Consider the following 20,570-nt stretch of genomic DNA (forward strand, 5'->3'; position numbering starts at 1 on the left):
GGTGGGCAGTCGGGAAGCCGGCGAGGCAGGAGGCCGGGAAGGCGGGAGGGTGAGGTGGCCAGGCCCAGTATGTCGGCTCCGCGAGCCCTGGCCGATAGGGCCGAACGGCCTCAGGGCCGAACGGCCCTGGCGCGGCCGGAACCGATCGCGTTCTACTCAAGTGGTCGGTCCTGCCCGGCGCCGCACGGCAGGAGCATCCGCTTGAAGGGACGACGCAGTCGCATGACAAAGGCATGCCACCCAGCCCCGCGGGCAGCCGCGGCGGGCCCGCGGCGAACCGTCGAGCTGGACAGCACACAGGCGTTGGCGCTGCTCAGCCGCGCCTCACTCGGCCGGATCGTCTTCACCCAGCGCGCCCTGCCCGCTGTCCGGCCCGTGAACCATCTGGTGGACAACGGCGAGATCATCATCCGTACCCACGACAGCTCCCCCCTGATCACACAGGCCGCGCGGCACGGCAGCCAGGGGTTCGTCGTCGCCTACCAGGCGGACGACATCGATCCGTTCAGCCATCTCGGGTGGAGCGTCGTGGCCACGGGCTACTGCCGTCAGGTCACCGACCCGTGCGATCTGCTCCGCTACGAGCGGCTGTTGCACCCCTGGTCGGACCGGCCGATGGACTGTGCCGTACGGATCCGTCCCCATCTGGTCACCGGCATCAGACTCGTTGACGCACCGCCCGACGCCCCGCACTGACCGGCGGGCGAAAACACGGCAAGGGTGGAAACACCGCAAGGGCGAGAACACCGCAGGGGCGGAAACACCGCGGATACGGCGAACACCGTGGGAGCAGTGCGCCCATGACATGGCTGTGGGGCGCGTACGCACGCGCCCCACCACACGACCATGCCCGGCCTCCGGCCTTCGCCCGGCGAGCGGGAAGAACATGTCCCCTCAGGGGGAGACGTCTCCCTTCAAGAGGACACGTCTGCGGAGAGGAGACCGACAAGCTCCTCCACGATGGCCGGAGCCTCACGCTGGAGCGCGGCGACATCGAGCCCCGCGTCGCCCAGGACGGACAGCAACGCCCGTTCGCCCACGGCCAGAACGACGATCTGGCCGCCCCCGCAGCGGATGACCACATCGCGGAGGGAGCCCGCGTCGGCCTGCTGCGCCATGCGCGTACCGAGCCCGAGTGTCGCCGCCGCGAGGGCCGATATGGCTTCCGGCTGGACAGTGTCCGCGTCAGCGGCCACCAGGAGGCCGTCGCCTGTCGACAGGACGCTCTCCGAGACTCCCATCACCCGCTCCCGCAGCGAGGCCAGAACATCGACGAGAGAGGTGACGGACGAGTTTGCGTGCATGGGTGTTCGCTCCTTGGTGGTGGTCCGGCCGTGGTCCTGCGATGGTCTCGTAGGGCGTCCCGGGCGTCCCGGTCAGGGGTTCAGAACCCGGAGCCGTCCGTGAGCCCCGACGGTCTCGGCCCGTCGGACGCTCGCGTCTCGCCGCGCACCTGGTGCTCGGGACGACCGCGAGGGACGCGTCGTGGCAGCGAGCCGGCCGGTGTCCGGGGCACGGCCCCCGCTTCGACGACGCGTGGGGCGGTACTCGGCCTGTCAGCGGGGGGCCGGTCCTCCCACTGGATCAGCTGGAGGTCGTTCATACGGATCAGATCCACCATGACGGCGAACAGCCCCCGCCCCAGGGTGAACGCGAGATCGCGCGGAGTGCGGCGGGCGTTGGCGACGGCGAGGACGGCCTGGTAGCGCCGCGTCAGCCGGCCGGCCACGCGGTCGGCCCGTGGCGAGGGCCGCATCCTCGCGCGGGCCAGTTCGGCGGGTGATCCCCACCGCTGCGACACCAGCGCGAGGCGGCGCGTCGTCTCTTCCGCGACGGTCTGCGGTGCGATGCCGTGCCGGGTCAGTACGGTCGGTGCGGGCCCGCCCACCTCCCAGCCGTCGGGCCGGGTGAGCGCCATCGCGAACGCCCCCTCGAACACGGTCGCGGCGCAGAGGACTTCCAGCTCGGCGGCGCCGACCCGCCCCTGGCGGACCAGTGTCGCGCCGAGATCGTCCACCTGCCGTACGGCGGTCAGACCGGCGGCCCAGTCCTCGTCGCTGACGCGCGCCGATTTCAGCAGTGCGGACTCGACCGACGGTGTCCCCGGGGTCTCGATCGCGCCGATCAGGCCGTCCCGCAGGTGAATCGTTCCGCCGGGTACCCCGGAGACGATCACGGTGCCGCTGTAGTTCTCCTGATGCAGGCGCAGCAGCTGGGCGGGAAGGTTGCGTGGGGAAGAACCGGCCTGCGCCGGACTCGGGGGAATGGGACCGCCGTTCATGCCAGCACGCCTTCCGCGTGGTCGTTCAGATGACGCATCGCCAGCGCGAGATTGGTTCCGGCACGGTCCAGCGTGGCGATCAGGAGCAGGGGGTCACCGGCCCGCCGCACGGTCTGGACCACGTGGTAACGACGCGTACTCGCCACGATCACGTTCTCCAGTTCGCTCCCGGCCCCGGCCCGGCCCACGTGATCCGTGATCACGGCCGCCAGTTCGGCGGCTTCCACGCCGTCCCCGACCTCGAGTGCGTCTCCGACCACGCAGTACGTGAGTCCGGTGACCGCGTCCACGAGCGCGGCTCCGGTGACTCCGGGAGTCCCGAGGAGCGCGGAAAGGGACGCCTCGATCGCTGACACGTGTACCCCTTCATATTAAGACAGATTACACAGTAGCCTAGTCTGTAACTTGCGCATGAGTGACCGAACTTGCGCATGAGTGACCGAACTTGGCGTCCTTTGTCCTCTGGCTCTTCCCTGCCGGGGCCGCGACTGCCTTCAGCTTTCAGGAACAGGACCACACGATGAACCTAGAGACCGCTCTCAAAGAGGCAATGAGCATAGAAGGCGCCCTCGGTGTGGCGGTGGTCGACTACGAGAGCGGTATGTCGCTCGGGACGCTGGGCGGGGGACAGGGCCTCGATCTGGAGGTCGCCGCGGCGGGGAACACCGAGATCGTGCGCGCGAAGGTACGCACTCTCACCACTCTGGACATGAATGACGCCATCGAGGACATCCTGATCACGCTCGGCAAGCAGTACCACCTGATCCGTCCGCTGGTGTCCAGCCACGGCTCGCTGTTCCTCTATCTCGCGCTCGATCGCGGGCGCGCGAACCTGGCGTTGGCCCGCCACAACCTCAAGAAGGTCGAAGCCGATCTGGAGGTCTGAGGGGCCTCGAAAGGTCCGAGGGCCCTCGACGTCGAGGCCTCCCCGACGCGTCGCGGCGACCGGCGTCGGCCTGTGAACGGCCGACGCCGGCCCGTGACCGACGTCGGCCCGTGACCGCGCGCGGCCGCGAACGGCCACCGTCGTACCCGCCCGGCCCCCCCGGGTGTCAGCGCGCGAGCAGGGAGACCGCGGTACAGGTTCCGCTCGCCGCGCCGACAGCCACCACGGCGGCCGTCACACAACGTGCCCTGAGCTGCCGGTAGCGCTCGGAGTATTCGCCGCGCAGCTCGGTGACGCGGTCCGAGATCCGGATGAGCATGGCCCGGGACGCGGCGGCCCGGTCGGTCGCGTACACGCGTTCCACGTCCTCACGCTGGGCGGTCGTGAGCCACGGCAACTGCTCGGTGAAACGGGCCGCCTGGCGCCGGATGTCCTCGATCTCCGCGCTCCAGAGCAGATAGCCCTCGATCTGGAAGAGACCACGGGCGCTGTCCTCCTCGGGGTTCACACGCTTCTCCTCGCTCCGGGACCGGAACGCCTCGGGACGGCTGTCCCGGGACCGATCGGACCGGTTCACCTGGCGGCGGCGGGATTGTTCTGGGCTTCGTCGAGCGACCGGATGACCGGATGGTGCAGATCGAACGCCGGGGACTCGGACCGGATCCGGGGCAGCGTGAGGAAGTTGTGCCTCGGCGGCGGGCAGGATGTCGCCCATTCCAGCGAACGGCCGTACCCCCACGGGTCGTCGACCTCGATTTTCCTGCCGTACTTCGCCGTCTTCCACACGTTGTAGAAGAACGGCAGCATCGACAGGCCGAGCACGAACGAGCTGATCGTGGAGACGGTGTTGAGCGCGGTGAAACCGTCGGTGGCGAGATAGTCCGAGTAACGGCGCGGCATTCCTTCGGCACCCAGCCAGTGCTGAACGAGGAACGTGCCGTGGAAGCCGATGAACAGCGTCCAGAAAGTCATCTTCCCGAGCCGCTCGTCCAGCATCTTGCCGGTGAACTTCGGCCACCAGAAGTGGAATCCGGCGAACATCGCGAACACGACCGTGCCGAAGACGACGTAATGGAAGTGCGCGACCACGAAGTACGAGTCGGAGACCGCGAAATCCATCGGCGGAGAGGCCAGGATGACGCCCGTCAGACCGCCGAAGAGGAACGTGACGAGGAAGCCGATCGTCCACAGCATCGGTGTCTCGAAGGACAGCGATCCCCTCCACATGGTGCCGATCCAGTTGAAGAACTTCACCCCGGTCGGGACCGCGATCAGGAACGTCATGAACGAGAAGAACGGCAGCAGCACACCGCCGGTCACGAACATGTGGTGCGCCCACACCGTCACCGAAAGTCCCGCGATCGCGATGGTCGCCCCGACGAGCCCCACATAGCCGAAGATCGGCTTGCGGCTGAACGCGGGGATCACCTCGGTGACGATGCCGAAGAACGGCAACGCGATGATGTACACCTCCGGATGGCCGAAGAACCAGAAGAGGTGCTGCCACAGCAGCGCTCCGCCATTGGCCGCGTCGAAGACGTGCGCGCCGAACTTGCGGTCCGCCTCCAGAGCGAGCAGCGCGGCGGCCAGCACCGGGAACGCGAAGATGACCAGCACCGCGGTCAGCAGCACGTTCCAGGTGAAGATCGGCATCCGGAACATCGTCATGCCGGGGGCGCGCATACAGATGATGGTGGTGATGAAGTTGACCGAGCCGAGGATCGTGCCGAAGCCGGAGAAAGCCAGCCCCATGATCCACAGATCACCGCCGACCCCCGGTGAGCGGACCGAGTCCGTCAGAGGGGAGTACGCGAACCACCCGAAGTTCGCCCCTCCTTCGGGCGTCAGCAGGCCACTCACCACGATGAGCGAACCGAAGAGGTAGAGCCAGTACGCGAACATGTTCAGCCGGGGGAACGCCACATCCGGCGCGCCGATCTGCAAGGGCATGATCCAGTTGGTGAACCCGATGAACAGCGGCGTCGCGAACATCAGCAGCATGATCGTGCCGTGCAGGGTGAACGCCTGGTTGAACTGCTCGCTCGACATGATCTGAAGGCCCGGACGGGCCAGCTCGGCACGCATGAAGAGCGCCATCAGACCGCCCACCATGAAGAACGCGAACGATGTGGTGAGGTACATCGTGCCGATCGTCTTGTGGTCGGTGGTGGTCAGCCACCTCACGACGACATTGCCCGCCTGCTTACGCCGTACCGGCAGCTCGTTCTCGTAGCTGTCGTCTGCCTCGGCCGACTCTTCCGTGCCCGTCGTGGTCACTGCAACGCTCCTCCGGATAAACGGTCGCGGGTGAACCCGGCAGCAGCATGGCGTTGCTTTCACCGGGGCGGTGAAACCTCCCGGCCTCCGGCGCGTCGCCCAAGGCGACGGCGTATCTCGTCAGGGGCCCTCTGCCGACAGGCCCGGCAACGAATCCGGCCTCCGGGCCGGTGCCCGCGCGCGGCAACCGCCACGACGTCACTTTCACCCGATAGGGCGGACGGCCCCGCTTCCCGTCCCCGGAGGCCCGTCCCGCTCCGCCCCCGTACACCCGGCACCGTGCGCGGGCGCGGTCCTCGCCGCTGGTGATGCCTTCCTGACGCCGTGCGGAGTACTGTGAAGTCATCGAGGGTATGTCGCCGTCGGCCTATTCGCCGGGGGCGTCCTCGATGGTGGACGAGGTCGGAGGCGCGGCCCTCCAGAAGGCGTGGTCACCCATGATCGCGACTGGCGAACCGACCGTACGGGCGCCCGCGTCCGCCCGGCCCTGGAGCGTCGCCATGAGGGAATCGGGTGGAGCAACGACGTATGTCCGAGGCAGATGAGTCCTCGCAGAGCCCGGTCGGAGCGATCGGCAGGGTCACCGTTCCGATCCCGGCCGACGGGCCCGGCGAGGTTCTGGTGTCCGTACGGGGCGGATCCGAGGCCTACGCGGCCTGGGCGGGCCGTCCGATCGGCAGAAACCTTCGCGTGATCGTCGTCGAGTCGATCTCGGCGCGGTCGGTGATCGTGGAGCCCTTTCCTTCCTGAATCACTGAAGAGGCATGTAGTTAGTAGGACAGGAGTCCGTCATGCTGTTCTGGCATGTACCCGCGCCCAACGAGGCGATGCTCATATCCGGGTCCAAACGGCAGGCGCAGGACACGCAGTTCCGGATCGTCACCGGGCACGGCAGCTTTGTCATGCCGATCAAGCACAAGGTCCGCATGCTGTCCCTGGCGCTGCGTGAGGCGGAGATCGTCGAGGACTGCGTCACCCAGCAGGGAATCCGCCTCAACGTGCGTGCGGTGTCCGTGTTCAAGGTCGGCGACGACACGGTGTCGATCGCCAACGCGGCCCGCCGCTTCCTGGCGGAACAGGAGCGTATGGAAGAGCTGGTGGGCCGGATCTTCGCCGGCCACCTCCGTTCCATCGTCGGCGGACTGACCGTGGAGCAGATCATCCGCGAACGCGACCGGGTCGCCCAGGAGGTCAAGCAGGGCAGCCACAGCGAGATGGAGAAGCTCGGCATCGTCGTGGACGCGCTCCAGATCCAGGAGATCGAGGACGCCACCGGCTACATCAACAATCTGGCCGCCCCGCACGCGGCCGCGGTCGCCAGCCAGGCGCGGATCGCCCAGGCCAAGGCCGACCAGGAAGCGACCGAGCGCGAGCAACAGGCCTCCGCGCTCAAGGCGGAGTACGAACGCGACACCGCGATCAAGCGCGCCGGCTTCCACGCCGAGACGGAGCAGGTCAATGCCCGCGCCGCGCAGGCGGGACCGCTGGCGGAGGCCAGGGCCTCCCAGGAAACCATCGAGCAGCAGACGGAGCTGGCGCAGCGTCAGGCGCTGCTCGCCGCGCAGCGGCTGGAGGCCGAGGTCAGGCGCCCGGCCGATGCCGAGGCCTACCGGCAGCGCACGCTGGCCGAAGCGGCCCGCGACCAGGCGAAGTTCACGGCGGACGGCGACGCGTACGCCGAGCGCACCCTCGCCCAGGCCCAGGCCGACGCGAACACCGCACGCGCCGCCTCCTTGAAGGACGGCAACCAGGAACTCATCGCGGCCAACCGCATCGTGGAGAACCTGCCGGCGCTCGCCGACGCGGCCGCCCGTGGCATGGCGGGTGCGAATCTGACCGTCCTGAACGGCACCGACGGCGTCAACGACATGGCGGCGGGGCTGGTGGGCCAGGGCATGGCCATCCTCAACTCGCTCAAGGGCGCGTCCCCCGGGGCCACAGGCGCCAAGGAGACCACGGGCAGCAAGCGGAACGGGGAGACCAAGGAGGCCGACACGGCGCCGAGCGTGAACGGAAAGCCCACGCTGCGCGCCACCGACTCGATGTGATGTGACGGCGCGGTGTGACAGCCGGGCCCCGGACAGGACCTGGGGCGTGTTGCGAAAGTGGCGCCGTCCGCCCTGAGGGCGTTGCGGGCCGGGCGGGACTTTCGCAACACGCCCTAGATACCGGGTACCTGTCCGGGGTCCGGCTCGTCGGGGGAGCCGCCGGTGGAGTTCTGGGTGGCCTCTGCGAGGCGCTTGACGGCCGAGAGGCGGCTGTCCCAGTCGGCGGCGACCCGGTCCATCCACCGGGCGGTGACCCCGAGTCCGGCCGGCCGCACCACGTACCGTGCCTCGCGGCCCTCCCTGCGGCCGGTGACCAGACCGGCCCGGTCCAGGACGGCGAGGTGTTTGACGATCGCCTGACGGCTGACGGGCAGTTCCGCGGCCAGGACCGTGGCGGTCGTCTCGCCGTGCGCGGCGAGGGCGTCCAGTATCCGGCGACGGGTCGGATCCGCCAGCGCGGACAGGACCTCCGCCACGGTGTCCTGCCCGCTGTCGTGACCCGGGGCGTCTGTGTCCCGGCCGGCTGCCGCGTGGGCGCCGGTCTCCCCGCCGGTTTCCGCCGTCATGCGTCGAGCCGCTCCACGTACTCCCGGATGTTCCCGACCATGTCCGTCCAGCCCTTCGTGTGGCTCTCCTGCGAGGCGCTGTCCTGCCTGTCCTCGGGGATGACGATATCGGCGAAGCCGGTCTCGACCACACGCAGCCTGGTCCCCTCGCCCTCCGGGGTCAGGGTGAACTCCGCGAGGGTGGAATTGCCCTCGGTGGCCACCTCGCCGGGATACGCGCTCGCCCAGCGGTACGAGAAGCGGCGCGGCGGATCCACCGTCACGATCGTCGTCGGGAACTGGCCGTTCGCGCCGTGGTCCAGGTGCATGATGCCGCCCGGACGCAGATCGACAGGGGTCGGCCGGCCCTGCCCGAACCACCGGCCTACGTGCTCCGGTTCCGTGAGCACCGCCCAGACGCGTTCCACGGGCGCCGCGATGGTGATCTCCCGCTCGATGCGGTCGTCGGATGTGGACATGAGAAGAACCTCCCGCTGCTCGGAACTGACGTGCAACTCCATGGTTGCACCACTCCGGCGGTCATGCAACCTGTGGGTTGCGTGACGGGGTGGTTCAGTTGCCGCTTGAGGTGATCATGCCGATGGTGACCAGCCCCAGGACCACCCACCCGAACCAGAGCCAGCCGTTGCTGCCGAGCACCGCCGTGTAGCCGGTCACCACGACCAGCGCGCCGACGGTCACCACACCCATGGTCTTCGTGGATCCGGACACGTAAGTCCTCCTCCGGGCAGGGCCGTGAAGCCCATCGTCGCCCGGGACCCGCGTTCCGCGCTACCGGCCCCTGCTCTGGAGCGAGGCGAGATAGGCGTTGTACGCCGCCAGTTCCTTGTCACCGTCCCGGTCGGCGGCCCGGTCCGAGCGCCTCGCCTGCCGCTGCTCCGAGCGGTACCACTGGAAGACCAGCGCGACCAGGACCAGCACGGACGGGATCTCGCTGAACGCCCAGGCGATACCGCCCGCCGCGTTCTGGTCGGCCAGGGCGTCGATCCCGAGCGAGGCCGGGGGAGTGCGGTACGCGGCGACCATCGGTTCGGTCGCCATCATCAGCGCGATCCCGAAGAAGGCGTGGAACGGCATCCCCGCGAACAGCTCCAGCATCCGCATCACGTGGTTGGGCCGGTTCGGCCCCGGATCGATGCCCATGATCGGCCAGAAGAAGATCAGGCCGACGGCGAGGAAGTGGACCATCATCGCGATGTGCCCGGCCTTGGAACCCATCAGGAAGTCGAAGAGCGGGGTGAAGTACAGCCCGTACAGGCTCGCGATGAAGAGCGGGATGGTGAAGGCGGGGTGCGTGATGACCTGTACGTACCGGCTGTGCAGAAGCGCGAGCAGCAGCTCGCGCGGTCCCTTGCGGCCGCCGCCGGCGACCGGCAGTGCGCGCAGCGCCAGCGTCACGGGGGCGCCGAGCAGCAGCAGGATCGGCGAGACCATGCTGATGATCATGTGCTGCACCATGTGCACGCTGAACATGACCATGCCGTAGTCGTTCAGTCCGGTGCACATCACCAGCGCCACGGTCAGCACACCGAGGGTGAACCCGATGGTGCGTCCGACCGGCCAGCTGTCGCCGCGCCGGCGTAGCCGCAGCACGCCCCAGCCGTACAGGGCGAGCCCCAGCAGGCAGCTGATCAGGAAGAAGAGGTCAGGGGAGTACTCCAGCGCCCGCCCCAGCGTGAACGGCGGCAGATCCATGGTCATGCCGTGCCCGCCGTGATCCATCCGTGTGCTCCCGTGGGACGTTCCTGCCACACCCCGGCCTGATTCGTGCCGGTTGTCCGCACCAGACTAGAACCGCCCCCGGCCGCTTCCGCGACCGGGGGCGGTTCCGGTGACCCGGGCAGCGGTGGTACGGATCAGAGCACGCACTCCGCCTCGGCGTACCGCTCGGCGGGCACCGTCTTGAGCGTCTCCACCGCGTCGCCCAGCGGCACCATGACGATGTCCGTGCCGCGCAGCGCCGTCAGCATGCCGAACTCGCGGCGGTGCGCCGCCTCGACGGCGTGCCAGCCGAAACGGGTCGCGAGGACCCGGTCGTACGCCGTGGGGGTGCCGCCACGCTGGACATGGCCGAGTATGACCGGCCTGGCCTCCTTGCCGAGGCGCTCCTCCAGCTCGATCGAGAGCTGCCGGGCCACCCCCGCGAAGCGCTCGTGGCCGTACACGTCCTTGCCGCCCTCGTCCCACTCCATCGAGCCCTCGCGCGGCTTCGCGCCCTCCGCGACCACGACGATGGCGAACCGCTTCCCCGCCGAGAAGCGCTTGCCGACCAGCTCGGTCAACTCGCCTATGTCGAAGGGCCGTTCGGGGACGACGATGGCATGGGCACCGGCGGCCATGCCGGAGTGCAGGGCGATCCAGCCGGTGTGCCGTCCCATGACCTCGACGATCAGCACGCGCTGATGGGACTCGGCGGTCGTCTTCAGCCGGTCGAGCGCCTCGGTGGCGACACCGACGGCCGTGTCGAAGCCGAAGGTCACATCGGTCGAGGCGATGTCGTTGTCGATGGTCTTCGGTACGCCGACGATCGGCAGCCCGGCCTCGGAAAGCAGGTGGGCGGCCTTGAGGGTGCCCTCACCGCCGATCGGGATGATCGCGTCGAGCCCCAGCTCGGCCACATGCCCACGGGCCCGCTCCACCCCGTCCCGCAGATGCGCGGGCTGCACCCGGGACGAGCCGAGAATCGTGCCGCCACGGGCGAGGATGCCGGCGACGTCGTCCAGGTCGAGCTTGCGGTAGTCGCACTCCAGGAGGCCTTTCCAGCCGTCGTGGAAGCCGATCACCTCGTCGCCGTGGTCGACGACGGCGCGGTGTACGACGGACCTGATCACGGCGTTGAGGCCGGGGCAGTCGCCGCCTGAGGTGAGCACACCAATTCGCATTGCCCGGGATACCTTTGCAACGTGGGCCGACGGCCGGACACCTTTGTACGGCCAGGTCCTCGCCAGCCTACCGGCGGGCGGGCCCGGACCGAACCCTGCGCCCGATTGCCGGACGCGCTCCCACGGCGCCTCCGGGGCCCTTCCGGATCTCTCTTCGGACCCGGGAGGGCACCCGGCCGGAGGCGCTGCGGGACGTCAGGCGGGCTGGACGGCCGCGGCGACCCGTTCGGCGCGCAGCGCCTCGTACCAGCGGTCGTCGGTCGGCGGCAGCGCGTTCACATCGAGGGCCAGCTTCAGCAGCAGGTCCGCGATCTGCGGATTGCGGGCCATCACCGGGCCGTGCATGTACGTACCGAAGACGGTGTCGTTGTACGCGCCCTCGGTGCCGTCGCCCGTGCCGTTGCCCCGGCCGAGCTGCACCCGCGCGAACGGGCGCGCCGTCGGCCCGAGATGCGTGATGCCCTGGTGGTTCTCGAAGCCGGTCAGCTGCGGCAGGTTCAGCCGCGGGTCGATGTCGGCCAGTACGTCACCGACGCACCGATCGCCCTCGCCACGCGTCGACACCACGTCGAGCAGCCCGAGACCGGCCTCGCGCTCGCCCAGGTCGTTGACGAACTCATGGCCGAGGATCTGGTAACCGGCGCAGACCGAGAACACGATGGCACCGTTGGAGACGGCTCGGCTGAGCCCGCCGTCACGGCGCAGCCGCTCCGCCGCCAGCCGCTGCGGCCGGTCCTCGCCGCCACCGATCAGGTAGATGTCGCCGGAGGTCGGCACCGGCTGGTCGCTGCGTACATCCACGCGCGTGACGCCCAGGCCACGCTGCTGCGCCCGGCGCTCCACCACCAGGGCGTTGCCCTGGTCCCCGTAGGTGCTCAGCAGATCGGGGTAGATCCACACCAGGCGCAGGCTGTTGTCGCTCATTCTCGTTCCTCCTCCAGGGGTCCGCGGGGTCCGTGGGGTCCAGTTCTCGGGCACGGCGTCAGTTCCCCACTCGGCGGCGCAGATCCTGGAAAGCGGTGTAGTTGGCGATCGCCTCGATCCGTCCCGGCGGCGCCATCTGCACGGCCTCGTCGGGCGTCTGGCAGACCCGGAAGTCCAGCCCGGCGACCTCCAGGCGCACGGCGAGGTCCAGCTTGCGGTCGCCGATGACGAAGATCGGGTGACCGGCGAGCCGGGTGTAGTCGACGTCCCACAGCCACGAGGTGTCCGTGCCGTCCGCGCCACGGGCGTTGACGGCGAGGATGACCGGGGTCGGCGGCGGGTCGATGAGCGAGAACGTCTCCAGCCAGCCCGCCGGGTTCTTGGCGAGCAGCAGCCGCAGGTCGCGGCCGAGGAACGACACCACGTCGTACCGTCCCGCCACGGCCTGCACCTGGTACATCCGCTCCAGCGCCACCTGCGGGGGCACCCCGAAGGTGGCCGCGACGGCGGCGGAGGTGGCGGCGTTCGCCTTGTTGGCGCGGCCGGGCAGCTGGAGGTGGATCGGCCAGGCCGAGCCGTGCGGGTCGAGGACATGGTCCCCGTGCAGCGCCCAGCTGGGGGCGGGGCGGCGGAAACCGCACTCGCCGCAGAACCAGTCGTCGCCCGGCCGCTGCATCACACCGCCGCAGGCGGGGCAGGACCAGGCGTCGTCCTTCCACTCCTGCCCGGCCGCCACCCACACCACGTTCGGCGAGGAGGAGGCGGCCCAGACGATCAGCGGGTCGTCGGCGTTGGCGATGACGACGGACTTCGTACCGGCCAGCCCCTCGCGCCACTTCTCCGCGAGCATCCGGGTCTCCGCGGCGCGGTCGAGCTGGTCGCGGGAGAGGTTGAGCAGCGCGATCGCCTTGGGCGTCGTGTCCCGGGCCACTCCGGCCAGGTACTTCTCGTCCACCTCGATCACGCCGAACTTGGCGTCGGAACCGCCCGCGAGCGCCGAGGTGATTCCGGCGGGCATATTGGCGCCGAGCGCGTTGGACACGACGGGCCCGGCGGCCCGCAGTGCCTCGGCGATCAGTCGCGTCGTGGTGGTCTTGCCGTTCGTCGCCGATACGAGGATGACGTCGAGATGCTGCGCCAGCCGCCCCAGCAGATCGGGGTCCAGCCTGAGCGCCACCTTGCCGCCGATCACCGATCCGCTGCCACGCCCAGCGGCGCGCGACACCGCCGCCGCGGCCTTGCCCGCCGTCACGGCCAGCTTGGCCCGCGGCGACAACGGGTCCGTGTTGCCTGACATCGTCCTTGGTCCTCCTCGCATCGGTCCCCGGGTCAGCCTATCGAGATCCGGCCAGGCGCCCGAACCGCGGCACCTGGCAGAAGGCCGGGGACCTCGTGGACCGTACCCTGATCGGCATGCGAAACCGTCCGATCCCCGGCAGTACCGGGCGAGTACAGGCCATGAGAATGCTCGGCGATCCGGTGCTGCACGCCCCCTGTGAGCCCGTCACGGACTTCGGTCCGGCGCTGACTCGGCTGATCGAGGATCTCTTCGCGACGATGTACGCCGCCCGGGGCGTCGGGCTCGCGGCGAACCAGATCGGCGTTCCCCTACGGGTGTTCGTGTACGACTGCCCGGACGACGAGGAGGTCCGCCATCTCGGACACGTCGTCAATCCCCGGCCGGTGGCGGCCGACGCGGACGGTCTCGTGCTGCGCGGGCCCGAGGGCTGCCTGTCGCTGCCGGGCATCGAGGCGGGCACCGAGCGGTTCGACCGTGCCGTGGTGGAGGGCGTCACGCGGGACCGCGCGCCGGTACGGATCGAGGGCTCGGGCTTCTTCGCGCGCTGTCTCCAGCACGAGTGCGACCACCTGGACGGCATGGTGTACACCGACCGGCTCACCGGCTGGCGGCGGTCCAGGGCGCTGCGGGCGGCACGCCGGGCGCCGTGGGGCGGTACGGGGGACGGCTCAGGGGCGAGGCCGTCGGCCGGAAACGGAGCCGGCACCGGACCCGGCTCCGGGGGCGCCGGACCGTACGCCTGACCGTTCGACGGGTGCCGAGCGCCCGGCACGTGCCCCGGAAACACCGGATCCGTCGACGCGCGCGCCCGGCGCTCAGAAGCCGGGGCCGCCCGCGCGGTCGGCGACCGCGGCCAGCCGGCCCCACAGCAGATCCGCCAGGCTGCTCACCAACTGGGCCCGGGAGCAGGGGCGTTCACCGAGCCACCAGTCGCCGGCCCCGTGCATCATGCCGACGATGCCATGGCCCCAGACCCGGGAGAGCTGCTCGCTGCCCGGCCCGAGGTCGACCCGCTCCTGGATGACCTTGGCGAGTTCCTCCCCGAGACGGCGCAGCAGCGGAGCCGAATGACGGCCGACGTCGAAGCCCGGCTCGGGCAGTTGGGTGTCCTCGGCCGGATGCATCAGGAACCGGTAGACCTGGGGGCGCGCCTCGATCGCGGCGAGATATGTGTCGAGGGTGGCCTCGACCCGCTGGCGCCGCTCGGCGGGTGCGTCGAGCGCGGTCCGCAGGGCGTCCAGCAGCGCGTCGGTGTGGCGCTTGGCGAGCGCCCGGTACAGCCCGCCCTTGTCACCGAAGTGACGGTAGAGAATCGGTTTGGTGATGCCCGCCTCGGCGGCGATGGCGTTCATGGACGCCTGGGGGCCGTCCCGGAGCACCACCCGGTCCGCGGCCTCCAGCAATTGCCGCCGCCGCTGTCGCGCCGACCGCTGCTGCTCGGCCTGCTGTGTGGTCTCCATAGGTGTGTCTCCCCGCCCGTGCGATTGCCTGACGCTCGGGCAACGTAACACCCTGCCCGCGGTCAATGGTGAGTGAGCCGTGGCTGGTTGACATCCCCTACTTACGAGTAACAGACTGTAGTTACCGCAAGTAACATGCTGGAGGAAAACATGGCCGAGTTCACGCTCGATCTCAATGACGACCAGAGGCAGGTCCGTGACTGGCTCCACGGTTTCGCCGCGGACGTCATCCGGCCGGCCGCAGCCGAGTGGGACGAGCGTGAGGAGACCCCCTGGCCGGTCATCCAGGAGGCCGCCAAGATCGGGATCTACTCCCTGGATTTCTACGCCCAGCAGTTCTTCGACCCCACGGGCCTCGGAATCCCGATGGCGATGGAGGAACTCTTCTGGGGCGACGCGGGCATCGCGCTGTCGATCGTCGGTACGGGCCTGGCGGCCGTCGGCGTCCTCGCCAACGGCACCGAGGAGCAGATCGGCACCTGGATCCCGCAGATGTACGGCGACGCGGACGATGTGAAGGTCGCCGCTTTCTGCTCCTCCGAACCCGACGCGGGCTCCGACGTGGCGGCCATGCGTACCCGCGCGGTGTACGACGAGGCGAAGGACGAGTGGATACTCGACGGCACGAAGACATGGGCGACCAACGGCGGTATAGCCAATGTCCATGTCGTCGTCGCGGTGGTCGACTCCGAATTGGGTTCGAAGGGGCACGCCTCTTTCATCGTGCCGCCCGGAACCCCCGGTCTCTACCAGGGGCAGAAATTCAAGAAGCACGGTATTCGCGCCTCCCACACGGCCGAGGTCGTCCTGGAGGGCGTACGGGTGCCGGGGCACTGTCTGCTCGGCGGCAAGGAGAAGCTCGACGAGCGTCTCGCACGGGCCCGCGAGCGAGCGGCGTCGGCGGACGTTGGCGGCGAGCGCGTGAAGAACGCGGCGATGGCCACCTTCGAGGCCTCCCGCCCGGCGGTCGGCGCGATGGCGGTGGGCACGGCCCGCGCGGCGTACGAGGTCGCGCTCGACTACGCGAGGACCCGCAGCCAGTTCGGCCGCCCGATCATCGACAACCAGGGCATCGCCTTCCAGCTGGCCGATATGCGCACCCGTATCGACGCGTCGAGGCTGCTGGTGTGGCGGGCCTCCTGGATGGCGTCGACGGGCAGGCCGTTCACCTCGGCCGAGGGGTCCATGTCGAAGCTGTACGCGAGCGAGACGGCGAAGACGGTCACCGCGCAGGCCGTACAGATACTGGGCGGCAACGGCTTCACCCGCGAGTATCCGGTGGAGCGCATGCACCGGGACGCCGCCATCTACACGATCTTCGAGGGTACGAGCGAGATCCAGCGCCTGGTGATCGCCCGCACGCTGTCGGGCATGCCGATCCGTTAGTGACATGGGCCACTGGAACGTGTCCTGAAAACGACGCCGACGCCGGAGCCCGCGGAGGGCCGGCGTCGGCGCCGGTTTCCCGTGGCGCGGGATCAGGCGGGCAGCTGTGCCTCGATCGCCGCGACGACCTCCGGGGCCTCCGGTTCCGTACGCGGACGGATACGGGCCACGACCTCGCCCTTCGGGGAGAGCAGGAACTTCTCGAAGTTCCACTGCACATCCCCGGCCGCGCCCTCGGCATCGGCCGTCCGCGTCAGCTCCTCGTACAGCGGGTGCCGGGTCTCGCCGTTGACGTCCGTCTTCTCCAGCAGCGGGAAGGTGACGCCGTACGTCGCCGAGCAGAACGTCCCGATCTCCTCCGCGCTGCCGGGCTCCTGCCCCGCGAACTGGTTGCAGGGCACGCCGAGAACGGTGAAGCCCCGGTCGCCGTACTGCTGCTGGAGCCGCTCCAGACCGGCGTACTGCGGGGTGAGACCGCACTTGGACGCCACGTTCACCAGGAGCACGGCCTTGCCCTCGTACGCGGCCAGGGAGGTGGGCTCACCGGTCAGAGTGGTCAGCGGAATGTCGTACAGAGCCATCAGGATCTCCTCGGTATCCGGTGTTCTCGCCTCATTGTGGACCCGCGGACGACGGCCCCGCCGGTCGGGGCTGATACAGCTGGGACGTGCCCGAAACCCCGCGTGAACCACAGCCCGGTGACGACCGGCCCAGTGACGACCGGCTGCCCGGCTCGGAGCCGGACGGCGCACCCCGCCGCGCCCGCGAGGTCCGGTGCCGTATGTGCGGCAGGCCGCTCACCGGTACGGCATCGCGCCGCACCGGCCTCGGCCCCGCCTGCGACGCCAAACTCCACCCGCCCGCCCCGGACATCAGGACCCGGCGGCGGGACGCCGAACAGGACCCGCTGCCGGGCGTCGAGTGACCGGACGGGCCCCGGCCGGCGGCCGACGGGCCCCGGAGCGCGGCTACTTCGCCTCGTCGTGGGCTACTTCGCCTCGTCGTGCTTGCGGAACAGGCCCTCCTGCACCACCGACACCAGGAGCCGGCCCTCCCGGTCGTAGATCCGGCCCCGGGCCAGTCCCCGGCCGCCGATCGCGATCGGCGACTCCTGGTCGTACAGGAACCACTCGTCCGCGCGGAACGGACGGTGGAACCACATCGCGTGGTCCAGCGACGCCATGTCGAAGCCGCGCGGCCCCCACAACGGCTCCACCGGGATGCGTACCGCGTCCAGGAGCGTCATGTCGCTCGCGTACGTCAGCGCGCAGGTGTGCACCAGCGGATCGTCGCCCAGCGGGCCCACCGCGCGCATCCACACCGCGCTGCGCGGGTCCGCGTCCTTGACCTCTTCCGGCGTCCAGCGCAGCCGGTCCACGTAGCGGATGTCGAAAGGCTGGCGCCGGACCATCCGCTCCAGCGGCTGGGGCAGTTGGCCCAGATGCTCGCGCACCTCGTCCGAGACCGTGGGCAGCGTCTCGGGGTCCGGGAAGTCGAGCCGCGGCGGCAGCTGGTGCTCGAAGTCGCCCTTCTCCGGGCGGTGGAAGGAGGCCGTCAGATTGAAGATCGTGCGGCCCTGCTGGACGGCGGTGACCCGGCGGGTGGTGAACGACCGGCCGTCCCGGATCCGTTCCACCTGGTAGACGATCGGGACGCCCGGCCGGCCCGGCCGCAGGAAGTACGCGTGCAGCGAGTGGACCGGGCGGTCGCCCTCGGTGGTGCGGCCGGCCGCGACCAGCGCCTGGCCCGCGACCTGCCCGCCGAAGACCCGTTGCAGGGATTCCTCGGGGCTGCGCCCGCGGAAGATGTCGACCTCGATCCGCTCCAGATCGAGCAGATCCACCAGTCTCTCGGCGGGGTTCGTCATGTTCGCTGTTCTCCCGTTCTCGGAGCGTTCAGGCGTCGGAGCGCCGGAGCGTCTCAGTGCTGGCCCACCGACGTGACACGCACGACGGCCAGGCCTTCCTCGTCGGAGGCGGCGAGATCGACTTCCGCGCTGATGCCCCAGTCATGATCGCCGTTGGGGTCGGCGAAGGTCTGCCGGACCCGCCACAGGCCGTGCTCCGGATCCTCCTCGATGGCGAGCAGCTTGGGCCCGCGGGCATCGGGGCCGGTGCCCAGGTCCTCGTACTCGTCCCAGTACGCGTCCATCGCGTCGCCCCAGGCGTCCTCGTCCCAGCCCGACTCGTTGTCCAGCGCGCCCAGCTCCGCCACCTTGTCCAGGGCGGCCAGTTCGACCCGGCGGAACATCGCGTTGCGGACCAGGACCCGGAAGGCACGGGCGTTGGCCGTGACCGGCCTGACCTGGTCGGCCTTCTCCTGGGCCTGCTCGGCCGTCTCCACCTCGGGGTTGGCCAGCTGCTCCCACTCGTCGAGCAGGCTGGAGTCGACCTGCCGGACCATCTCGCCGAGCCAGGCGGTGAGATCCTCCAGGTCCTCCGACTTGAGGTCGTCCGGAATGGTGTGTTCCAGCGCCTTGAACGCGCCCGCCAGATAGCGCAGCACAATGCCCTCGGTACGGGCGAGCTCGTAGAAGGAGGTGAACTCCGTGAAGGACAGCGCCCGTTCGTACATGTCCCGGATCACCGACTTGGGCGAGACGGGATGGTCACCGACCCACGGGTGACTCGTGCGGTACGTGTTGTACGCGTGGACGAGCAGCTCCTCCAGGGGCCTGGGGTACGTGACGTCCTGGAGCCGCTCCATCCGGTCCTCGTACTCGACGCCGTCGGCCTTCATGGCGGCCACCGCCTCGCCCCGCGCCTTGTTCTGCTGGGCCGCGAGGATCTGCCGGGGGTCGTCCAGCGTGGACTCCACGACGGAGACCATGTCCAGGGCGTACGAAGGCGATTCGGGATCCAGCAGCTCGAACGAGGCCAGCGCGAACGTGGACAGCGGCTGATTGAGCGCGAAGTCCTGCTGGAGGTCGACGGTGAGCCGGACGACCCGGCCCTCCGCGTCCGGCGTCTCCAGCCGCTCCACCACCCCGCCGTCCAGCAGCGAACGGTAGATGGCGATCGCCCGCCGGATATGACGCAGCTGCTGCTTGCGCGGCTCGTGGTTGTCCTCCAGCAGATGGCGCATCGCGTCGAAGGCGTTGCCCGGCCGGGCGATGACCGACAGCAGCATGGTGTGCGTGACACGGAAACGCGAGGTCAGCGGCTCGGGATCGGAGCCGATGAGCTTCTCGAACGTGGTGTCCGACCAGGCGACAAAGCCCTCGGGAGCCTTCTTGCGCACCACCTTGCGGCGCTTCTTCGGATCGTCGCCCGCCTTGGCCAGCGACTTCTCGTTCTCCACGACATGCTCCGGCGCCTGCGCCACCACGAAGCCCGCCGTGTCGAATCCGGCCCGGCCCGCCCGGCCCGCGATCTGGTGGAACTCCCGGGCGCGCAGGGTGCGTACGCGCGTGCCGTCGTACTTGGTGAGCGCGGTGAACAGCACCGTACGGATCGGGACGTTGACGCCGACGCCCAGGGTGTCCGTACCGCAGATGACCTTCAGCAGGCCCGCCTGGGCGAGCTTCTCCACCAGGCGGCGGTACTTGGGCAGCATGCCCGCGTGGTGCACCCCGATGCCGTGGCGTACGTAGCGGGACAGATTGCGGCCGAACTTGGTGGTGAAACGGAAATTGCCGATCAGCTCGGCGATCCGGTCCTTCTCCTCGCGCGTGCACATGTTGATGCTCATCAGGGACTGCGCCCGCTCGACGGCGGCGGCCTGGGTGAAATGCACGATGTAGACCGGTGCCTGCTTGGTCTCCAGCAGTTCGGTCAGCGTCTCGGTGATCGGGGTGAGGCGGTATTCGTACGAGAGGGGGACCGGCCGGGTGGCGGACCGTACGACGGAGGTCGGCCGGCCCGTGCGGCGGGTCAGGTCCTCCTCGAAGCGGGAGACGTCGCCGAGGGTCGCCGACATCAGGACGAACTGCGCCTGGGGCAGTTCCAGGATGGGGATCTGCCAGGCCCAGCCGCGGTCCGGCTCCGCGTAGAAGTGGAACTCGTCCATCACGACCTGGCCGATGTCGGCGTGCTTGCCGTCACGCAGCGCGATGGACGCCAGTACCTCGGCGGTGCAGCAGATCACCGGGGCGTCGGCGTTGACGGAGGCGTCGCCGGTCAGCATGCCGACGTTCTCGGTGCCGAAGAGCTTGCACAGGTCGAAGAACTTCTCCGAGACCAGCGCCTTGATCGGCGCGGTGTAGAAGGTGACCTTGTCCTGAGCCAGCGCGGTGAAGTGCGCACCCGCCGCGACCAGGCTCTTTCCCGATCCGGTGGGGGTGGAAAGGATCACATTGGCCCCGGAGACCACCTCGATCAGCGCCTCCTCCTGAGCCGGATAGAGCGTGATGCCCTGGCCCTCGGCCCAGGAGGAGAAAGCCTCGAAGAGGGCATCGGGGTCGGCATCCGGCGGCAGCTGATCGATAAGGGTCACGCCCCCCATCTTGCCTGCCTTACCCCTGGAACCGGGAACTGGACGACTGAGCGAAGATCACGGACGATACGCTGCGGTGGCAACTGTGCTTCACCGCACAGTTCTTCACGGCAAACGGCTGCCGCA

24 protein-coding genes are annotated in these 20,570 nt (G+C 69.5%); 7 read left to right on the forward strand and 17 right to left on the reverse strand.

Annotated features, from left to right (window positions below; all coding sequences use genetic code 11):
- Window positions 1-222 precede the first annotated feature (222 nt).
- Window positions 223-696, forward strand: a complete 474-nt coding sequence (locus tag ACIOJD_RS13425) for a pyridoxamine 5'-phosphate oxidase family protein (protein ID WP_401912174.1) — start codon at window positions 223-225, stop codon at window positions 694-696.
- A 218-nt stretch (window positions 697-914) separates the two neighbouring features.
- Here ACIOJD_RS13425 and ACIOJD_RS13430 read toward each other — a convergent pair whose 3' ends face one another.
- The 3 genes from ACIOJD_RS13430 to ACIOJD_RS13440 all read right to left on the reverse strand — a co-directional run bounded on the left by ACIOJD_RS13430 (window position 915) and on the right by ACIOJD_RS13440 (window position 2,637).
- On the reverse strand, window positions 915-1,304 hold the full coding sequence (locus tag ACIOJD_RS13430) for a roadblock/LC7 domain-containing protein (protein WP_401912177.1): 390 nt from the start codon (window positions 1,302-1,304) through the stop codon (window positions 915-917).
- An 80-nt stretch (window positions 1,305-1,384) separates the two neighbouring features.
- On the reverse strand, window positions 1,385-2,281 hold the full coding sequence (locus ACIOJD_RS13435) for a hypothetical protein (RefSeq protein WP_401912179.1): 897 nt from the start codon (window positions 2,279-2,281) through the stop codon (window positions 1,385-1,387).
- Entirely contained in the window at window positions 2,278-2,637 is a 360-nt protein-coding gene (locus ACIOJD_RS13440; RefSeq protein WP_401912182.1) for a hypothetical protein, read from the reverse strand. Before ACIOJD_RS13440 ends, ACIOJD_RS13435 begins: the two co-directional genes overlap by 4 nt.
- A 164-nt stretch (window positions 2,638-2,801) precedes the next feature.
- Here ACIOJD_RS13440 and ACIOJD_RS13445 point away from each other — a divergent pair, with 164 nt between their 5' ends.
- The gene (locus tag ACIOJD_RS13445) at window positions 2,802-3,167 is read left to right on the forward strand and encodes a hypothetical protein (RefSeq protein ID WP_401912185.1); all 366 of its coding nucleotides are present in this window, start codon (window positions 2,802-2,804) and stop codon (window positions 3,165-3,167) included.
- Window positions 3,168-3,333: 166 nt separating this feature from the next.
- Here ACIOJD_RS13445 and ACIOJD_RS13450 read toward each other — a convergent pair whose 3' ends face one another.
- The 3 genes from ACIOJD_RS13450 to ACIOJD_RS13460 form a co-directional block, all read right to left on the reverse strand.
- Complete coding sequence (locus ACIOJD_RS13450) at window positions 3,334-3,675, reverse strand: hypothetical protein (protein ID WP_401912187.1); 342 nt, start codon at window positions 3,673-3,675, stop codon at window positions 3,334-3,336.
- A 65-nt stretch (window positions 3,676-3,740) separates the two neighbouring features.
- Window positions 3,741-5,444, reverse strand: a complete 1,704-nt coding sequence (gene ctaD / locus ACIOJD_RS13455) for a cytochrome c oxidase subunit I (protein WP_401912188.1) — start codon at window positions 5,442-5,444, stop codon at window positions 3,741-3,743.
- A 367-nt stretch (window positions 5,445-5,811) separates the two neighbouring features.
- Window positions 5,812-5,946: a hypothetical protein gene (locus tag ACIOJD_RS13460; RefSeq protein ID WP_401912191.1), complete on the reverse strand. Its 135-nt coding sequence runs from the start codon at window positions 5,944-5,946 to the stop codon at window positions 5,812-5,814.
- 26 nt (window positions 5,947-5,972) lie between these two features.
- Here ACIOJD_RS13460 and ACIOJD_RS13465 point away from each other — a divergent pair, with 26 nt between their 5' ends.
- Complete coding sequence (locus ACIOJD_RS13465) at window positions 5,973-6,194, forward strand: hypothetical protein (RefSeq protein ID WP_401912194.1); 222 nt, start codon at window positions 5,973-5,975, stop codon at window positions 6,192-6,194.
- Between the two features lie 41 nt (window positions 6,195-6,235).
- Window positions 6,236-7,492 (forward strand): SPFH domain-containing protein, encoded by a 1,257-nt coding sequence (locus tag ACIOJD_RS13470; protein ID WP_401912196.1) that lies wholly within the window; start codon window positions 6,236-6,238, stop codon window positions 7,490-7,492.
- A gap of 113 nt (window positions 7,493-7,605) precedes the next feature.
- Here ACIOJD_RS13470 and ACIOJD_RS13475 read toward each other — a convergent pair whose 3' ends face one another.
- From ACIOJD_RS13475 to ACIOJD_RS13505, 7 genes are all read right to left on the reverse strand, one after another.
- Window positions 7,606-7,968, reverse strand: a complete 363-nt coding sequence (locus ACIOJD_RS13475) for an ArsR/SmtB family transcription factor (RefSeq protein WP_401913857.1) — start codon at window positions 7,966-7,968, stop codon at window positions 7,606-7,608.
- 86 nt (window positions 7,969-8,054) lie between these two features.
- The gene (locus ACIOJD_RS13480) at window positions 8,055-8,516 is read right to left on the reverse strand and encodes an SRPBCC family protein (RefSeq protein ID WP_401912199.1); all 462 of its coding nucleotides are present in this window, start codon (window positions 8,514-8,516) and stop codon (window positions 8,055-8,057) included.
- A 94-nt stretch (window positions 8,517-8,610) separates the two neighbouring features.
- Window positions 8,611-8,769, reverse strand: coding sequence for a hypothetical protein (locus ACIOJD_RS13485; protein ID WP_401912201.1), 159 nt, complete (start codon window positions 8,767-8,769; stop codon window positions 8,611-8,613).
- A 60-nt stretch (window positions 8,770-8,829) separates the two neighbouring features.
- A complete protein-coding gene (locus ACIOJD_RS13490) occupies window positions 8,830-9,780 on the reverse strand; it encodes a cytochrome c oxidase assembly protein (RefSeq protein ID WP_401912204.1) in 951 nt (316 codons plus the stop codon).
- Between the two features lie 134 nt (window positions 9,781-9,914).
- A complete protein-coding gene (locus ACIOJD_RS13495) occupies window positions 9,915-10,940 on the reverse strand; it encodes a 6-phosphofructokinase (protein WP_401912206.1) in 1,026 nt (341 codons plus the stop codon).
- 195 nt (window positions 10,941-11,135) lie between these two features.
- On the reverse strand, window positions 11,136-11,864 hold the full coding sequence (locus ACIOJD_RS13500) for a type 1 glutamine amidotransferase (RefSeq protein ID WP_401886946.1): 729 nt from the start codon (window positions 11,862-11,864) through the stop codon (window positions 11,136-11,138).
- Between the two features lie 58 nt (window positions 11,865-11,922).
- Window positions 11,923-13,161, reverse strand: a complete 1,239-nt coding sequence (locus ACIOJD_RS13505; RefSeq protein ID WP_401912209.1) for a MurT ligase domain-containing protein — start codon at window positions 13,159-13,161, stop codon at window positions 11,923-11,925.
- 116 nt (window positions 13,162-13,277) lie between these two features.
- Between ACIOJD_RS13505 and def the strand changes: the two genes are divergently transcribed.
- Window positions 13,278-13,907 (forward strand): peptide deformylase, encoded by a 630-nt coding sequence (def, locus tag ACIOJD_RS13510; RefSeq protein WP_401912212.1) that lies wholly within the window; start codon window positions 13,278-13,280, stop codon window positions 13,905-13,907.
- A gap of 72 nt (window positions 13,908-13,979) precedes the next feature.
- Here def and ACIOJD_RS13515 read toward each other — a convergent pair whose 3' ends face one another.
- Window positions 13,980-14,624 (reverse strand): TetR family transcriptional regulator, encoded by a 645-nt coding sequence (locus ACIOJD_RS13515; protein WP_401912215.1) that lies wholly within the window; start codon window positions 14,622-14,624, stop codon window positions 13,980-13,982.
- Between the two features lie 150 nt (window positions 14,625-14,774).
- Here ACIOJD_RS13515 and ACIOJD_RS13520 point away from each other — a divergent pair, with 150 nt between their 5' ends.
- Window positions 14,775-16,010, forward strand: a complete 1,236-nt coding sequence (locus ACIOJD_RS13520; protein ID WP_401913859.1) for an acyl-CoA dehydrogenase family protein — start codon at window positions 14,775-14,777, stop codon at window positions 16,008-16,010.
- Between the two features lie 92 nt (window positions 16,011-16,102).
- On the opposite strand, the gene ACIOJD_RS13525 is transcribed toward ACIOJD_RS13520, so the two are convergent.
- Window positions 16,103-16,591: a glutathione peroxidase gene (locus ACIOJD_RS13525; RefSeq protein WP_401886934.1), complete on the reverse strand. Its 489-nt coding sequence runs from the start codon at window positions 16,589-16,591 to the stop codon at window positions 16,103-16,105.
- A gap of 143 nt (window positions 16,592-16,734) precedes the next feature.
- Between ACIOJD_RS13525 and ACIOJD_RS13530 the strand changes: the two genes are divergently transcribed.
- Entirely contained in the window at window positions 16,735-16,935 is a 201-nt protein-coding gene (locus ACIOJD_RS13530) for a DUF6011 domain-containing protein (protein WP_401913861.1), read from the forward strand.
- 63 nt (window positions 16,936-16,998) lie between these two features.
- Here the strand turns inward: ACIOJD_RS13530 and ACIOJD_RS13535 are convergent, their stop codons facing one another.
- Entirely contained in the window at window positions 16,999-17,877 is an 879-nt protein-coding gene (locus ACIOJD_RS13535; RefSeq protein ID WP_401912218.1) for an acyl-CoA thioesterase, read from the reverse strand.
- A 53-nt stretch (window positions 17,878-17,930) separates the two neighbouring features.
- Complete coding sequence (locus ACIOJD_RS13540; protein ID WP_401912221.1) at window positions 17,931-20,444, reverse strand: DEAD/DEAH box helicase; 2,514 nt, start codon at window positions 20,442-20,444, stop codon at window positions 17,931-17,933.
- Window positions 20,445-20,570 lie beyond the last annotated feature (126 nt).

It is taken from the genome of Streptomyces sp. NPDC088116 (assembly GCF_044741745.1).
GTDB lineage: Bacteria > Actinomycetota > Actinomycetes > Streptomycetales > Streptomycetaceae > Streptomyces.

Coding starts and splice junctions, on each gene's coding strand:
- ACIOJD_RS13520 (WP_401913859.1), top strand. CDS start 14,775: ATGGCCGAGTTCACGCTCGATCTCAATGACGACCAGAGGCAGGTCCGT.
- ACIOJD_RS13500 (WP_401886946.1), bottom strand. CDS start 11,864: ATGAGCGACAACAGCCTGCGCCTGGTGTGGATCTACCCCGATCTGCTG.
- ACIOJD_RS13445 (WP_401912185.1), top strand. CDS start 2,802: ATGAACCTAGAGACCGCTCTCAAAGAGGCAATGAGCATAGAAGGCGCC.
- ACIOJD_RS13470 (WP_401912196.1), top strand. CDS start 6,236: ATGCTGTTCTGGCATGTACCCGCGCCCAACGAGGCGATGCTCATATCC.
- ACIOJD_RS13480 (WP_401912199.1), bottom strand. CDS start 8,516: ATGTCCACATCCGACGACCGCATCGAGCGGGAGATCACCATCGCGGCG.
- ACIOJD_RS13535 (WP_401912218.1), bottom strand. CDS start 17,877: ATGACGAACCCCGCCGAGAGACTGGTGGATCTGCTCGATCTGGAGCGG.
- ACIOJD_RS13495 (WP_401912206.1), bottom strand. CDS start 10,940: ATGCGAATTGGTGTGCTCACCTCAGGCGGCGACTGCCCCGGCCTCAAC.
- ACIOJD_RS13490 (WP_401912204.1), bottom strand. CDS start 9,780: ATGGATCACGGCGGGCACGGCATGACCATGGATCTGCCGCCGTTCACG.
- ACIOJD_RS13460 (WP_401912191.1), bottom strand. CDS start 5,946: ATGGCGACGCTCCAGGGCCGGGCGGACGCGGGCGCCCGTACGGTCGGT.
- ACIOJD_RS13425 (WP_401912174.1), top strand. CDS start 223: ATGACAAAGGCATGCCACCCAGCCCCGCGGGCAGCCGCGGCGGGCCCG.
- ACIOJD_RS13525 (WP_401886934.1), bottom strand. CDS start 16,591: ATGGCTCTGTACGACATTCCGCTGACCACTCTGACCGGTGAGCCCACC.
- ACIOJD_RS13435 (WP_401912179.1), bottom strand. CDS start 2,281: ATGAACGGCGGTCCCATTCCCCCGAGTCCGGCGCAGGCCGGTTCTTCC.
- ACIOJD_RS13505 (WP_401912209.1), bottom strand. CDS start 13,161: ATGTCAGGCAACACGGACCCGTTGTCGCCGCGGGCCAAGCTGGCCGTG.
- def (WP_401912212.1), top strand. CDS start 13,278: ATGCGAAACCGTCCGATCCCCGGCAGTACCGGGCGAGTACAGGCCATG.
- ACIOJD_RS13515 (WP_401912215.1), bottom strand. CDS start 14,624: ATGGAGACCACACAGCAGGCCGAGCAGCAGCGGTCGGCGCGACAGCGG.
- ACIOJD_RS13465 (WP_401912194.1), top strand. CDS start 5,973: ATGTCCGAGGCAGATGAGTCCTCGCAGAGCCCGGTCGGAGCGATCGGC.
- ACIOJD_RS13430 (WP_401912177.1), bottom strand. CDS start 1,304: ATGCACGCAAACTCGTCCGTCACCTCTCTCGTCGATGTTCTGGCCTCG.